General features: G+C 47.4%; 20 protein-coding genes. 18 read left to right on the top strand and 2 right to left on the bottom strand.

All coding sequences use genetic code 11. The features are described 5' to 3' along the window. The first annotated feature begins 5 nt into the window (after nucleotides 1–5). The 18 genes from DXA97_RS13710 (at nucleotide 6) to DXA97_RS13790 (ending at nucleotide 11,834) form a co-directional block, all read left to right on the top strand. Nucleotides 6–407, top strand: coding sequence for a phage protein (locus tag DXA97_RS13710; RefSeq protein WP_118720764.1), 402 nt, complete (start codon nucleotides 6–8; stop codon nucleotides 405–407). 59 nt (nucleotides 408–466) lie between these two features. Continuing rightward, nucleotides 467–730 (top strand): hypothetical protein, encoded by a 264-nt coding sequence (locus DXA97_RS13715; protein ID WP_243025742.1) that lies wholly within the window; start codon nucleotides 467–469, stop codon nucleotides 728–730. Next, nucleotides 723–875, top strand: a complete 153-nt coding sequence (locus DXA97_RS13720; RefSeq protein ID WP_118720768.1) for an acetyltransferase — start codon at nucleotides 723–725, stop codon at nucleotides 873–875. Before DXA97_RS13715 ends, DXA97_RS13720 begins: the two co-directional genes overlap by 8 nt. A gap of 77 nt (nucleotides 876–952) precedes the next feature. Then, nucleotides 953–3,343 carry a hypothetical protein gene (locus DXA97_RS13725; protein WP_118720770.1) on the top strand — a complete coding sequence of 797 codons (2,391 nt, stop codon included), beginning with the start codon at nucleotides 953–955 and terminating at the stop codon, nucleotides 3,341–3,343. A gap of 9 nt (nucleotides 3,344–3,352) precedes the next feature. Next, nucleotides 3,353–3,940, top strand: coding sequence for a phage baseplate protein (locus tag DXA97_RS13730; RefSeq protein ID WP_118720772.1), 588 nt, complete (start codon nucleotides 3,353–3,355; stop codon nucleotides 3,938–3,940). A 12-nt stretch (nucleotides 3,941–3,952) separates the two neighbouring features. Next, the gene (locus tag DXA97_RS13735) at nucleotides 3,953–4,312 is read left to right on the top strand and encodes a hypothetical protein (RefSeq protein WP_118720774.1); all 360 of its coding nucleotides are present in this window, start codon (nucleotides 3,953–3,955) and stop codon (nucleotides 4,310–4,312) included. Further along, on the top strand, nucleotides 4,312–5,163 hold the full coding sequence (locus DXA97_RS13740) for a hypothetical protein (protein ID WP_118720776.1): 852 nt from the start codon (nucleotides 4,312–4,314) through the stop codon (nucleotides 5,161–5,163). The genes DXA97_RS13735 and DXA97_RS13740 overlap by 1 nt, the downstream gene beginning before the upstream one ends. 66 nt (nucleotides 5,164–5,229) lie before the next feature. Further along, nucleotides 5,230–5,598, top strand: a complete 369-nt coding sequence (locus DXA97_RS13745) for a Gp138 family membrane-puncturing spike protein (protein ID WP_243107668.1) — start codon at nucleotides 5,230–5,232, stop codon at nucleotides 5,596–5,598. Nucleotides 5,599–5,602: 4 nt separating this feature from the next. After that, nucleotides 5,603–5,965, top strand: a complete 363-nt coding sequence (locus tag DXA97_RS13750) for a hypothetical protein (protein WP_118720780.1) — start codon at nucleotides 5,603–5,605, stop codon at nucleotides 5,963–5,965. Continuing rightward, nucleotides 5,958–6,305, top strand: a complete 348-nt coding sequence (locus DXA97_RS21015; RefSeq protein ID WP_243107669.1) for a hypothetical protein — start codon at nucleotides 5,958–5,960, stop codon at nucleotides 6,303–6,305. Before DXA97_RS13750 ends, DXA97_RS21015 begins: the two co-directional genes overlap by 8 nt. Further along, nucleotides 6,299–7,135 (top strand): baseplate J/gp47 family protein, encoded by an 837-nt coding sequence (locus tag DXA97_RS13755; protein ID WP_243107670.1) that lies wholly within the window; start codon nucleotides 6,299–6,301, stop codon nucleotides 7,133–7,135. The genes DXA97_RS21015 and DXA97_RS13755 overlap by 7 nt, the downstream gene beginning before the upstream one ends. Next, nucleotides 7,132–7,812, top strand: a complete 681-nt coding sequence (locus DXA97_RS13760) for a hypothetical protein (protein WP_182436907.1) — start codon at nucleotides 7,132–7,134, stop codon at nucleotides 7,810–7,812. The genes DXA97_RS13755 and DXA97_RS13760 overlap by 4 nt, the downstream gene beginning before the upstream one ends. Nucleotides 7,813–7,825: 13 nt before the next feature. Then, the gene (locus tag DXA97_RS13765; RefSeq protein ID WP_118720782.1) at nucleotides 7,826–8,995 is read left to right on the top strand and encodes a phage tail protein; all 1,170 of its coding nucleotides are present in this window, start codon (nucleotides 7,826–7,828) and stop codon (nucleotides 8,993–8,995) included. Nucleotides 8,996–9,490: 495 nt separating this feature from the next. After that, complete coding sequence (locus DXA97_RS13770) at nucleotides 9,491–9,694, top strand: hypothetical protein (RefSeq protein WP_118720784.1); 204 nt, start codon at nucleotides 9,491–9,493, stop codon at nucleotides 9,692–9,694. A 223-nt stretch (nucleotides 9,695–9,917) separates the two neighbouring features. Continuing rightward, on the top strand, nucleotides 9,918–10,289 hold the full coding sequence (locus DXA97_RS13775; RefSeq protein WP_243107671.1) for a phage holin family protein: 372 nt from the start codon (nucleotides 9,918–9,920) through the stop codon (nucleotides 10,287–10,289). 74 nt (nucleotides 10,290–10,363) lie between these two features. After that, entirely contained in the window at nucleotides 10,364–10,840 is a 477-nt protein-coding gene (locus DXA97_RS13780) for a hypothetical protein (RefSeq protein ID WP_118720786.1), read from the top strand. 4 nt (nucleotides 10,841–10,844) lie between these two features. Then, on the top strand, nucleotides 10,845–11,006 hold the full coding sequence (locus DXA97_RS13785; protein ID WP_347561623.1) for an XkdX family protein: 162 nt from the start codon (nucleotides 10,845–10,847) through the stop codon (nucleotides 11,004–11,006). Nucleotides 11,007–11,018: 12 nt separating this feature from the next. After that, complete coding sequence (locus tag DXA97_RS13790) at nucleotides 11,019–11,834, top strand: M15 family metallopeptidase (RefSeq protein WP_243107672.1); 816 nt, start codon at nucleotides 11,019–11,021, stop codon at nucleotides 11,832–11,834. Between the two features lie 89 nt (nucleotides 11,835–11,923). Here the strand turns inward: DXA97_RS13790 and DXA97_RS13795 are convergent, their stop codons facing one another. Further along, a complete protein-coding gene (locus DXA97_RS13795) occupies nucleotides 11,924–12,244 on the bottom strand; it encodes a hypothetical protein (RefSeq protein WP_118720788.1) in 321 nt (106 codons plus the stop codon). A gap of 18 nt (nucleotides 12,245–12,262) precedes the next feature. Further along, on the bottom strand, nucleotides 12,263–13,291 hold the full coding sequence (locus DXA97_RS13800; protein WP_118720790.1) for a tyrosine-type recombinase/integrase: 1,029 nt from the start codon (nucleotides 13,289–13,291) through the stop codon (nucleotides 12,263–12,265). Nucleotides 13,292–13,339 lie beyond the last annotated feature (48 nt).

The following is a 13,339-nucleotide window of genomic DNA, read 5'->3' on the forward strand; positions in this document are numbered from 1 at the left end:
AAGCCGTGGAAATTACCAGTTATGACGTAAAAAAGGTAAATGTAAGTGTAAATGGCAGCATCATTACCGGCTTTGCCGCAGATTCGCTCATTACCATTACAAAAAATGAAGATGCGGTAACAACGGAGGTCGGATGCCAGGGAGATGTTGTATATTCCGAAAACGCGAATGAGAGCGGTACCGTCCAGCTGACTTTAGCAGGCACATCGTCATCAGTCAGTAAGTTCCGGTCCTTGGCGGCATCACGGAAAGAGGTTTCGCTGATGGTATCAGATTCGAATGACAGTGATTCCATCAAAGTAAGCGCCCAGAGGTGCCGCGTGGTAAAGATGCCGGATGTAACAAGAGGAAAGACCGCCGGAAGTGTGCAGGTAAGTATTTTCGTGCCGAACCTGCAGATCCGCTAATGAGTAAAGCGTGGCCTGAGCGGCCAAAAGGACTATCAGAAAGGAGCTATAGAAAATATATGGCAAGACAGAAAAAGGTAACTGTAAATGGAATGGAATTTACTTTACAGAGTGTATCTCCGAGATGGTATTTTGATCTGAATGACCGGTGCGGAATGACTGGAGGACGCAGGAAGACTGCGGAATACATGGACGAGTTATTCAAGAATGTAGTAGTTGAACCGAAAGAAGTCAGTACAAATGGACTGGATTATTTCGAGGAAACTGAGGATATCAAAACAGCCGGAAAGCTGCTGACAGAGGTGGAACACTTTCTTGGATAGTGAAAGTGATGAAGAACAAGCACAAGCAAGCGCAAGACGGCATCATGAATTTTGGACATTGGTTTTTACATCAGGAACAATGAGCTATTCGGAATGGGCAGCTATGGACCTGGCAGAATATTGCGAAGCAAGAGAAGCTGGATAATTTACCAGGAAGAACGGAAACAACAAGCGGGAAGGTCGTAGAGCCCCCGCTTTTTATATGCGGGAAGGGGGACGGAGTTGAATGACAAGAGAAACCTGACCATAGGTGTGACATTTGGCCTTAGTGATTCCATTTCTCAGATTGGAGAAATCATCAACAGGATATCCGATATTAAGGCAGGATTCATGGAAGCAGAAAATACCGGTGTAAGAATGGGAAGCGAAGTAGCCAAAAGCGCCGGAATGCTTACGGATGAGCTGCATGAGGCACGGGAGGAAAGCTGGAAAGTTACTGCTGGAATGAATGCTGTGGGTGATGCTGGAGAGGATGTTGGGGACTCTATCCGGGATACGGGTCGAGAATTTGACAAAATGGGTTCCAAAGCCGCGGAGAATGTGAGCGATACCAAACGGGAACTGGAGAAAGCTGCAGATGCAGCGGAAGACCTGGGAAGCGAAGTCGCAAAGACTGCAGGAACGGCTGTAAAGGACATGGATACGATGGCCGACACAGCAGAAGATGCCGGAGACAGCTTTGACCAAATGGGAGACCAGGTTCAGAAGTCATATGTTCAGATGGGCGCTGAGGCCGGGAGCTTCCGGGAAGCCGTAATTCGGACAAGTGCGGCAGCAAACAAGGAAACAAACTCCATGGCAAAGACAATGAGAGCCGGAATGCAGGGCGCTTATGGCTATGCGGGAAAACGTGCGGATGAGTTCAAAAAAAAGGCTGTGGCGGGCGCTGAGAGCGTCAGGGACGCATTTGAGCATCCGATTCAGACCATAAAGGGAAAGCTTTCGGAGGCACTGCACAGGGCACGCGAAGACCTGGACAATGTAGGAGACGAAGCGGATAGGACCGGAGACGATCTGGACGATATGGGTAAAGACGGCGAGAACGCAGGAACCAGCATCAAGGATGCTATGGGATCTGCGGTCAAGTCGTTTTTTGCTATATCGGCAGCCATTGAAGTAGTCAAGGCTGGAATCGATGTCGCAAAGCAATTCGGATCCGCACTAGTAGAGGCAGGAAAGAACGCAGAGCAGACAGGGGCAAAGTTTGATGCTGCGTTTTCTGCAGACTCTGGGGTGGCAGAGTGGGCGGATAACTTCGCAGGAGCAATCCACCGAAGCGAAAAAGAAGTGCAAGGCTTTTTGGTATCAAATAAAGCCATGTACAACGAGCTGGGGATTACAGGAGAGGCCGCGACAGATCTGTCAAAGATTACAACGTCACTGGCTTATGACCTGGGAACAGCCTTTAAGATGGATGATGCAGAAGCACTGGGAGTCATGCAGGACTACATCAATGGCAATACCAGTGCCCTTGCGGAATATGGCATCCAGATTGATGACACGGTATTAAAACAGTCAGCAATGGAAATGGGGCTGGGGCAGAACATTGATGAGCTGGATGATGCTGCCATGGCACAGGTCCGTATGAATGCGCTGCTGAAAAACTCCACGGAGATCCAGCAGCAGGCTGCGCAGAAGCAGGAAGGCTATACCAATGGTCTGAAAAGCCTGAACGGTATCTGGCAGGACTTTTTGTCCAATGCCGCGGAACGATTTGAACCGGTATTTTCGAATCTGGTAGGAACGATGCTGGATTCGTGGCCGCAGGTTGAACCGGTCCTTATGGGGCTGGTTGACATGCTGAGCAATGGAATTGCAGCAGGAGCACCGGTCATTATGGACCTGGCTCAGAATGCGATACTGCCGCTTATGGACATCCTGGGACAACTGGGAAGTGTAGCGGCTCCGGTGGGAGGAATCCTGTTAAGCATCGGAACAACGGTATTACCGCCGCTGGCCCGCATGATCGGGAACATCGCAACCACGGTAGCCCCGCCATTAGTCAGCATTTTAAAGACGTTAAACGACAACGTGATAGCGCCACTCATGCCACACGTCGAAAACATGGTAAACGCACTCTTGCCAGCACTGGCATCCGGATTGCGTATCATACCGCCGATTCTGCAGACGATATCGCCGGTCCTGAGTGGTATCGCAAGCGTGTTATCTACAGTCGTGGGCTTTTTGTCCAAGATTATAGAGTATGTCGGCAACGGTGTCGGAACAGTGCTGGAAAAGGTAGCCGGATTATTTGGAGGAGGATCCTCTGTAAAATCAGCCGGTGCCAAGATCCCGCATAATGCGGACGGTGATCTTAATTTCCGCGGCGGATGGACACATATCAATGAGCGTGGTGGAGAGATGGCATATCTTCCGTCCGGATCAACGATCATTCCGGCCGATAAAAGCGATAAGATCATTAACAATAGCAACAGCACAAAAACAACCAAGACTGATATCAATTTTAATCCAACGATCAAAGTGGAAATCCATGGAGACGGTGGAGGCGGTACCAGATGGACCGACGATCTGAAACAGATGGTAAAAGAGTTATATCAGGAGATGCAAAACGATCAGAACGATCAGCTGGCAATCCAGCAGGGAAATGCGTAGGAGGAGATTATGTCATATAGATTGACTGGGAAAAAGTCTGGGACGGTATCATTTGTGCCAAAGACCGGAACCATTACACAAGAGACTGTGACAAAGTCCAGTAAGATGACATCAAATGCCATCGAGGGTGGAAGCAGTATCGAGGACCATGTATATCTTAATCCGGAGCAGATCCAGATTGTGGGAGTTGTAGTAAAAAACTACAGCTCCTTTCAATCAAGGCTGGAAAGTATGTGGAGGAATCGGGATCTGGTGACGTATGTTGGAAAATTCCGGGTGAGCAATTATGTGATCACGAACCTGCAGCTAAAAAATGATGCGTCAAACAAAAAAGGATTTTCGTTCACGGCAACGCTGCAAAAAGCGAATATTGTTTCCGGATCTTATGTTGAGATTGGACAGAAACAGCTCATGAGCCAACAAGACAAAAGCGAAAAGAAACCAGCAGCAGCGAAGGAAACGAAAGCAGCGGGGTTAAAGACAACCGTAAGCAAACAAATCAGCCAGAGTTCTTATGCAGCTTATGTAAACAGCTACAACGGCAAAAGCAGCTCTGGACCGACACAGAGAAAAACAGCAAGTCACAATGGAGTATAAGGAGGCGGGGGCATGGATGAACTCCAGTCAATGGGATTGACCGCTGAGGTGGAATATATTCCGATCGATGCGGAAAAGGTACCATATACCTTTTCGGTAAAGCTGGATGACCGCACCTATACGATGACGGTCAAGTATAACGATGAGGGTGGGTTTTACACGATCGACCTGGCTATTATGGCAACGGGTGAGGTGCTTTGTTACGGGGATCCGGTCCGTTATGGGAGACCGATGTTCCGTGTTATTGAGGATGCAAGGTATCCGATGCCGGTTATCGTTCCGTATTGCCTCACGGGAGAGGTTGATGAGGTTACAAAGGATAATTTCGGTACCGATGTGCAGCTGTACTTGCATGAGAGGAGGACGGACTGATGGCATTTTTTCTGAGGTCCGCCATGCTCCAGATCGGGCCGCTTAAATATAACATGGATGACGGATTTTATTTTGACTTTGAGGTACCGTTTTATGACTCCGACCAGCTGGTGACTGCGAGCTTTACGGTAAACAACCTCAGTGCCACATCAAGAGCCGGAATCCAAAAAAACCAGGTTGTTATCCTCAATGCAGGATATGAGGACGATGTGGGAGTGCTGTTTGTTGGCCAGGTAGCAAGCTGCAGGCATGTCCAGCAGGGTGTTGAGTGGGTGACAAAGATCACAGCCACGGCGGCCCTGGATCAGTGGCTAAACACCCAGATCAATAAAACCTACGCGGAAAACTGCAAGGCAGAGGACATCGTGAGAGATCTGCTCAACATCTTCGGGCTGGAGATTGGAGTTTTTCAACTGGTTGAAAATGTGACATATCCGCGAGGGCGTGTGTGCTCCGGAAAGCTAAAAGACATCCTGACTGAGATTGTGGTAAACGAGTGCAAATCGCGTCTCCTGATCCGCACAAACCAGATCATTATCAACAATCCTGCGGACGGTGTAAACAAAGGTTATTTACTTACACCGGAAACGGGACTGCTGTTCACATCTGCGGATTCGGATGTTACGACGGTCGAGTCGACCCAGACCAAAGGGGCAGATGCGGAAAAAAAGGCAGCAGAACAGAAAACCTGGAAACGAACATGCCTGTTAAATTATCGCATGGGACCGGGTGACATTGTACAGATCCAGTCGAGAGATTTAAACGGGATGTTTCAGATCGTTTCCGGAACGCACAAAGGTAGCCCGACCGGAACGTGGAACACGGAGATTGAGTTCAAGGTGGCCGGATAACGGACAGAAAGCAGAAAGGTGGGGAATAGTTAGGCTATGGCAAGAAAAGACCCAGGATTAGCCAATTTGGAAGCCAACGAGCGGAAAAACCTGTTAAAGGTACGCTGCGCAGATCTTGTACAGGTAACTGCATTTAACGAGGGAAAGATGACCGTCGATGTAAAGCCGCTTGTAAAAAGAGAGATTGGAGGAACGTATGTATCGCCGCCTCCAGTGCTTGGAGTTAAGGTGGCCAACATCCCGATCGAGGTGGAGGTCGAGGGGAAGAAAGGAACCGTAAAGGTTAAAATCAATCCTGGAGATATTGGAGTGGTAGTCTATTTGGACCTGGACAGCGATAACTCATTAAAGAGTGGCGCGGAGAGCATGCCAAACTCCACCAGAGTGCATTCTGGAGACGATGCGGTCTTTGTCGGTGTAGTGCAGAAAGGATAAGGATATGAACGATGCATGGAAAATAAATCCGGACACGAAAGACCTGTGTTTTGACGATAACGGGATACTGGAAACCATAAGCGATGATGAGACGGCAGCGCAAAGCGTGAGAATGGCCCTGACAGCCTTTCAGGGCGATTTTGACCTGGTACCAGAACACGGTACCGACTATGAGCAAATTCTAGGCTTGCCGGTCGATGAGGAGACCACAGATGAGGTCATTCGCGAGGCAATATTCCAGGAGGATCGCGTCGCAATGATAGATGAGCTTACAGTAAACATGGACAAGCGTGCGGTTGAGATCAGTTTTTCCGGTACGCTGAATGACGGAAAGAAAGTCAGCATGGAGGTGAACGTAGGTGAATGATAACTGGGGATTAACAGACAAAGGGTTTTACAGACCGACCTATACGGTTCTCCTGAACGCTTTGGAATATAAAGCGCGGGAGTTATATGGGGACGGAATTAATCTGACTGTGCGCTCCCCTCTGGGCGTGTTTTTGCGCATCCTGGCATGGATCTGGAATATCCTCTTTGCGTGCCTGGAAGATGTTTATAACAGCAGGTTTATCGATACTGCAGTGGGGACAAGCCTGTATCACTTGGGTAATGCGATTGGCATGCAGCTCCTCACGGAGGGAAAGGCAACCGGATATATCAAGGTGACCGGAACACCAGGGACAACGGTTCCGGCTGGTTTTTGGTAGCCACCAATGGAGGCCTGCAGTATACCGTCATGGAGCCGGTGACGATCGGAGAGTCCGGGAATGTACTGGCACTGGTTAGAGCGGTGGAGACAGGACCGGAATACAACACAGCAGCAGGAACCGTGCTGGTGATTGTCAATCCCTCTTCGGTGGCGGGAATTGAATCGATTACAAACGATGCAGACATAGCGGGAGGACGGCTGAAAGAAACAGACGCAGAATTCCGGGAACGGTATTATCAATCAGTCGATTATCCGGGAGGAGTAAATGCGGATGCACTTCGCGCCGCGCTGCTGAATGACGTTGAGGGTGTATCATCTGCATTTGTGTATGAGAATGACGCAGATGAGTTTGACAATACCTATAACCTGCCGGCACATTCCATTGAGGCGGTGGTCTATGGTGGAGTAGATGAGACCATTGCAAAGACTATCTATGCAAAACGATCCGGAGGAATCCAGACCGTTGGAAATGTCGCAGTGAGTGTGATGACAGCATCACAGCAACAGCTGTATATTCGCTTTTCACGGCCGACAACGAAAAAGGTATGGATCAAGGTCTCAAACCTGAAAAAGGGCGCGGACTATGCTGGAGATGATGCTATAAAGCAGGCGTTGATTGATTACATCGGCAGCAATACAGCCGGAGGTCTGGAGATTGGACAGAATGTGGTATACATCAAGCTCCCTGGGATTGTAACGGCGGTATCGGGAGTGGAAGACTTTGATATTGATATCAGCACGGACGGAAACACCTACACAAAGACAAACATCGAAGTGGGGTATCGAGAAAAGGCTATCACAGAAGAAAGCGCGGTGATCATCGTATGAGTTTTGCAATCAAGATGCTGGAGATGCTGACAAGCTCCTACAACCGGACGGATATGCAGCGCCTGGAAGAAAACCAGATGCCGCAGACCAACATCGGAAAGCTGTTTTCGCTTGCGGGCTGGGGATTTGATATTATCAAAGACCAGACGGAAAAGGTAAAACTGTGGGACAACATAGATGTCATGCAGGGATCTGCGCTGACCAGATATGGAGAGAGCTTTGGAGTGCCGAGGGGCGAGGCAAGTGATGAGATTTTGAGAATCATGATCAAGGTCAAGACCATTGCCATGCTGGCCTCCGGAGATTTGGACACAATAATCCTGTCTGCAGCTACGCTGTTTGGAGTAACGGCAGCAGATGTTAAAACCGAAGAAATCTATCCAGCTAAAGTGTACCTGTACATAGATGAGGACAAGCTGGATGAGGAGCATAAAAGAGTAGCGGAAACCATAGCGGGGCTAATGAGCAGAATCAAGGCATCTGGAATCGGCATCCGGATCTTTTATCAGACCTACTTCGGCGGGGCGGAAAAACTGTATATCATGTCGATGCGGTCCAATCATATCAAGATAACGGCATCACCAGATGCAACGAACAAAAAAATCAGAATGGGTACAGGCATCAATGTGGCATTGCCGCGTCTGGAATACCTGCAGATCACATATGGAGCAAATTAAGGAGGAGTAAATCATGGCAAACGGAACAGTAGTAACGCGTAAAGGCTTACAGCTGATCACAAAGCTGGTGGCATCAGAAACAGCGCTGACCTTTACGAGAGTGGCCATTGGTACCGGAAAGGTGCCGGGAGGGTATGATCCAGGCAGCATGACCGGCTTGAATGAATACAAAATGGACGGGAGCATCGCATCTCACAGCGCATCAGGAGATGAGGCCAGCGTGGTTATGCAGATTAGCTCAATTGGAGTAGAGACCGGATTTACCATCACGGAGGCCGGTCTTTTTGCTACAGATCCGGATGAGGGAGAAATCCTGTATGCTTATCTGGACATGTCAGCGGATCCTCAGTATATGTACCCAGAGAACAACGCGATCAGCAAATTTATTGAGATGACTCTGGTGGTTAAGATCGGAGAGGTGCAGAGCGTAACTGCTGTGATCAATCCCGGAAGTCTGGTAACGAAAGAAAAGTTTGACGAGATTGCATATCCAACGCTTCCGAAACTGGATGAAAGCAAGAATGAACAGGATTATATCCTGGACGGAGGAGAGGATATCCGCTGGTTACTGGCACGATATGAATATGTGAAACAGCATTATGCAAAAAGTATCGATTTAATGGATGAAAAGAGAACATCGGTACACCAGAATGACATTATTAATGGTTTTGGTGAGGGTGTGACTGGTGATTTAGTCACAGTCATGGGAACAATTCTGGGTCAGAAACATGATACCGACATCAACTACTTGAAAAAATATGGATTGCTGAAAAGTATGATCACACAGGCAAATGTTGACAGTCTGGACAAAATCCCGAGCGCGTACCTGCTCTATCAGCTGAATAAGGATCTGTTGGACAAGTATGAGGACCTGCTGACAAAATATAATGAGTTAAATAGTAATTTGAAGAACACTGTTTATGGCGAAGGTTGGCAATCTAGCTATAGTGTGAGTGTGCCACGCAGTGGTTCTACAGCGCTTGTTGTTGCATCTGGACGAAATGATCCAGGGATGTATTTAATATACGGAGTAGGACAAACCGCAAATGTAATGCCAATATTTGAACCAGCGAAAACCGGAGAATTAATTACATACTCTATTTCTGGACAACAGGTTACTTTTTCATCACCAGAAAACAGAGGTTATAATTATGGCGTTGTTCTGTTTGATAAAAAATTATAATCAAGTAAATGTAATGGTGGTATCAAACAAATGCACAACACATCCTTCGTTATTTGTTGCCGTGTCCCATATATGACCGGTCATATCTACAACGATCATGCCCCCTTTCAATGTTATGCCAAGCGAATACACATTGATTGATAGTGGTTGCGTCCAAGGAGTTTCTGGCAAGAAAGCACCGTTTTGTCTTACATAAAAATTGCCACTAATTTTGCACGATGAAGCAAAACAAGGTTTATTTAGCGGAATATGAAAAATCAGATGAGCTTTTTGTAGTGTTATACAACCGAATATCACAACATTATCAATCGTAAGGCTGTCACCTTTACGATAAGCGAAATTACTATATGACTCAGCGAATGGGATGGAGAAGCGGAGAGGTAGAACATGTAAGAGGCGATTACAAATTGAAAAAAAGAGTAACATGCCGCCATGAAAAAGGCGGCTTTATTTATGAATCGGAGCTGTCCGTAAAACAGCAGAAAGGAAAAGAACATGAGTATCAAACACAAATCTGAAACACCGAACATCCCTTACGGACCAGCAACAGGAGTACAGTCTCCAGAACCGCACAACGAGGCTCTGAGCACCGGAAAGGATCATGAGTACCGTAAGGACAGCACGCCGGGAACTGCAGATCATGCAGAGCCGAGGCATGTGCAGGGTGGTCCTGGACATCAGGATTGCGATCACGAATAAGGGAGAATAAAGAAAAGAACCCGGATCCAAGGGCTAAGGATTTCCGGGTTCTTTTTAGTATAAACTTTTGCAACATTATAACATGAATTGCAAAAGGAGGCAAACAGAAAAATGAACAGGAGCACATGCATGACTGTACAGGTTTTGGCGGCTGGATTGGTCGCATATCTCAGCGAAAAGCTGGGGTTTACTTTTTTATTTATTAGGAATTTTACTGGCCCTTATGGTGATCGATTACCTTTCTGGAATGTCAGCCAGTGCAGTGGAAGCACTGGACCATCCAGGAGATAGTCATTACGGCTGGAGCAGCCGGAAGGGTGCCAAAGGCATAGTAAAGAAAGTAGCCTATTTTTGTGTTATTTTGGCTGCAATAGCAATAGACTATGTACTTATCAAGGCATCTGGTCAGTTGGGCTTATCGTTGCCAGTGAATGTTAGACTGTCATTGCTGGTGACAGCATGGTACTTGGTTAATGAAGCGTTATCAATCATAGAAAATGCAGGGAGAATGGGTGCACCAGTCCCGGAGTGGTTGGCGAAGTATATTGCGGTACTGAAAAATAAAATTGATAGCAAGGCAGGCAGCAAAGAGTAGAAGGAGGTGATCCGGATATCTCCCGTAGCGGCCCGGGTTATGGCCGCATAAACCTAAAAACAGGAGGAAATTTTATGGAAAAGTTTAAATTTGCATCAGGAAACACTGAAAGCATGGTGCCAAACGGAGTCCAGGATAGAGAAGAGAGTCTGACCATGCGCATCAAGCTGGGAGATAAAAGCATTGATGATATCGAAGCAGAGCTGCAGTCTGAGAACCTGGATGTGATTGGCCTTTACGATGAAGATGATAAGCTGATCAAGAACTATAGAGGATATAAGTACATCAAGAGCGTATCAAAACTGTTTGATGTGCCGGTAGACATCGAAAAAGTAGAAGATGAGCAGCCGGAAGAGACAACAGAAACAGAGGAGCCTGCAGAAGCAGAAGATAACACCGGCATTACCGATAGAGAGGTTAAATCCTATCACAGTGAGCTGGTGTATGGAGATGCCGCAGAAATCGTCCTGTGCAAGTCAGATCTGCGCAAGGACGTAGAAGAAATGCAGGAAGTCCAGAACAATATTTTAGTGGCAATGCTGGAGGGATAAGGCTATGGGAAACATTATGAGAGAAAAAATTGAAAAGCTGTACCTGGAAGGGGAACTGACCGAAAAAGGTCTGGATAATGCCGTAAAGAAAAAATGGATCACGGCAGAGGAGAAAGCAGAAATCATCGAAAAGAAGAAAAGTTGCACCGGTGCAACCGAAAAGTAAAGGGGTGAGAGTATGAGAGACATTGCATTATGCCACCCGAGACTCCAGCGTATTGCATCAGCCTGGATTAAAGCATGTGCCACAGAAGGAATTACCGTAGCCATCAGTGAGACCCTGAGAACAGCAGCGGAACAGGATGCTTTGTTTGCTCAGGGCAGAACCAAACCGGGAAACATCGTAACGAACGCAAGAGGCAGCAGCTACCGATCACAGCATCAGTGGGGCATCGCCTTTGATTTTTATTTAAAAATGGATGTGGACGGCGATGGAAAAGTATCAGATGATGCGTACAACGACAGCCAACACCATTTTGAGCGTGCTGCAGAGATTGCAAAAAAGCTGGGCCTTGCATGGGGAGGAGATTGGTCAAGCATCGTAGACAAACCGCACCTGTACATGCCAGAATGGGGAAGCACACCGACCATGATGATTCAACAGTTCGGAACTCCCGAACGGTTCATGGCTACATGGGTGCCGGAGGAGATTAAGACCGGATGGCAGCAGGAGGACGGCGGTTGGCGGTTTTACTACAGGGACGGTAGCGGAAAGTATGTGGTAAATGCCTGGTACAAAGACGGGGATCGCTGGTACTGGTTTGACGGTGCGGGAATGATGGTCCATGACACCTGGTATCGATACAATGATGACTGGTACTACCTGGGAGCAGACGGAGCAATGGTAAAAGGCCTGCAGACCATTGGAGGCAAATGGTACTATCTGGATGAGGAGGGGCACATGGCAACGGAGCCGGTGACCTTGACTCTGATCAGGATGGTGCTCTGCAGTATCCAGGACTTGCGGCTTAACAAAAGGGAGGGAGAGATATAAGATCTCCCCCTCCCTTTTTATACGTGCGCCGCCGGGCGCACGTATAAAGAAAAAGAGCTAGGAAGCAATCTCCCAGCTCTTTTCTTTTTTTACAGCTCCGGTTCAAATAAATAGGAATCTTGTAAGCCAGAGTTGTCTTGCGCATCGATCAATACGGCAGGGCGCATCCGAAGAACTAACGTACCAGGGCGATCCTGTAACTTGGAAAAGAGTTGGTCTGCGACTTTAGCAGCCATAACAGAAACGCTGTGCTGTTCCTCTGGGGAAAGGTTGATGTACTCAGCCTCCCCGGCAGAATAAATATCGGTCTTGTCAATAACAAAAGAACGGCCAGAGTTACGTGATTTGGCATTAAGATACTGTAAGGTTAAATAGTACATGGCATAATTAATGTTTAAGGTATAAGGCATGGTAATTGGTCTCCTTTTTTACTGGACAAAACGGTTGTGTGCCTGGTGCACGGTCTCTTTGCTGATAGCAGCATAGCATTTTTTGGTGGTATCAAGCTGCACATGACCTAACTTTTCGGCTACAAGTTCCAATGGCGCACCACGGTTGATCATATCGGTGCCGACCGATCGACGGAATGTATGCGGGGTGAGCTTGATGTGTGCAATGTTCTCATCACGAGCCTGGATACTCTTTAAAATATGACGTGCTCCGGCATTGCTTAAACGATTGTATGGCTTGTTGGCTGAGACAAACAAAGCCTCATTGTTATCAGTGCGTGATGCGAGATAGCGTTCAAGGTGCAGTTTGGCCGGAGCCGTGAAGTAAACCTCACGTTCTTTGCGTCCTTTACCGTACACGATAGCTTTCATGTTTACCATGTCCACATCACTGCGATTCATGGCTAACAGCTCACTGATACGGGCACCGGTGCTGTAAAGCATTTCACAAAGCGCAAGTTCGCGTTCATTTTTGCAGGCACATTTGACCTCTTCGCGCTGGTAGGAGTTGATTGTAGGACCGATCTTTCGTTCTACCTTTGCCTCTTTCAGTTTCTTCCCGGGATTGTCCGGGAGAAGATCCTCTGCATACAGGTACGAGAAAAAGGAACGGATCTGGATCAGCTTTCCGTTGTAGGTACCGTCGCGCCATTTTCTATTCAGCCGTCCGTGCACCAGATAGGCCATAATGTCGGCATATTTGATATCTTTAACATTTTTATTAACAAAATCAAGAAACGTGCGCAGCTCATAGCGGTATGATCGGATGCTCAATTCGGTGCATCCGCGCAAGTGCATGTCCAAAAGGAATTGTTGTAGATAAGAATCTGTCATATCCAGATCCGTAGACAGGGCTGTTTCATCCTCCTGCGTGATCTGGTAGGGACAGAGGTGCATTTCCAGGATCATCTTAGCTGTATTCAGGTTTTCGTCCGAGACGACACCGGATGTATGTAGAGCAATCAGGATGTCATTGATCAATGTTGTGGTTGTAATAGTTCGTACCATAGGGACCTCCTTTGATATTATAATATGGTAACTTTTAACCTCAACCAA

The organism is Clostridium sp. OF09-36, from assembly GCF_003481985.1.
GTDB lineage: Bacteria > Bacillota > Clostridia > Lachnospirales > Lachnospiraceae > Brotaphodocola.

What these genes read in the sequence shown, in the direction of transcription:
- DXA97_RS13715 (WP_243025742.1), top strand. Translation starts at nt 467, where the DNA reads ATGGCAAGACAGAAAAAGGTAACTGTAAATGGAATGGAATTTACTTTA.
- DXA97_RS13730 (WP_118720772.1), top strand. Translation starts at nt 3,353, where the DNA reads ATGTCATATAGATTGACTGGGAAAAAGTCTGGGACGGTATCATTTGTG.
- DXA97_RS13735 (WP_118720774.1), top strand. Translation starts at nt 3,953, where the DNA reads ATGGATGAACTCCAGTCAATGGGATTGACCGCTGAGGTGGAATATATT.
- DXA97_RS13740 (WP_118720776.1), top strand. Translation starts at nt 4,312, where the DNA reads ATGGCATTTTTTCTGAGGTCCGCCATGCTCCAGATCGGGCCGCTTAAA.
- DXA97_RS13750 (WP_118720780.1), top strand. Translation starts at nt 5,603, where the DNA reads ATGAACGATGCATGGAAAATAAATCCGGACACGAAAGACCTGTGTTTT.
- DXA97_RS13760 (WP_182436907.1), top strand. Translation starts at nt 7,132, where the DNA reads ATGAGTTTTGCAATCAAGATGCTGGAGATGCTGACAAGCTCCTACAAC.
- DXA97_RS13765 (WP_118720782.1), top strand. Translation starts at nt 7,826, where the DNA reads ATGGCAAACGGAACAGTAGTAACGCGTAAAGGCTTACAGCTGATCACA.
- DXA97_RS13770 (WP_118720784.1), top strand. Translation starts at nt 9,491, where the DNA reads ATGAGTATCAAACACAAATCTGAAACACCGAACATCCCTTACGGACCA.
- DXA97_RS13775 (WP_243107671.1), top strand. Translation starts at nt 9,918, where the DNA reads ATGGTGATCGATTACCTTTCTGGAATGTCAGCCAGTGCAGTGGAAGCA.
- DXA97_RS13780 (WP_118720786.1), top strand. Translation starts at nt 10,364, where the DNA reads ATGGAAAAGTTTAAATTTGCATCAGGAAACACTGAAAGCATGGTGCCA.
- DXA97_RS13785 (WP_347561623.1), top strand. Translation starts at nt 10,845, where the DNA reads ATGGGAAACATTATGAGAGAAAAAATTGAAAAGCTGTACCTGGAAGGG.
- DXA97_RS13790 (WP_243107672.1), top strand. Translation starts at nt 11,019, where the DNA reads ATGAGAGACATTGCATTATGCCACCCGAGACTCCAGCGTATTGCATCA.
- DXA97_RS13795 (WP_118720788.1), bottom strand. Translation starts at nt 12,244, where the DNA reads ATGCCTTATACCTTAAACATTAATTATGCCATGTACTATTTAACCTTA.
- DXA97_RS13800 (WP_118720790.1), bottom strand. Translation starts at nt 13,291, where the DNA reads ATGGTACGAACTATTACAACCACAACATTGATCAATGACATCCTGATT.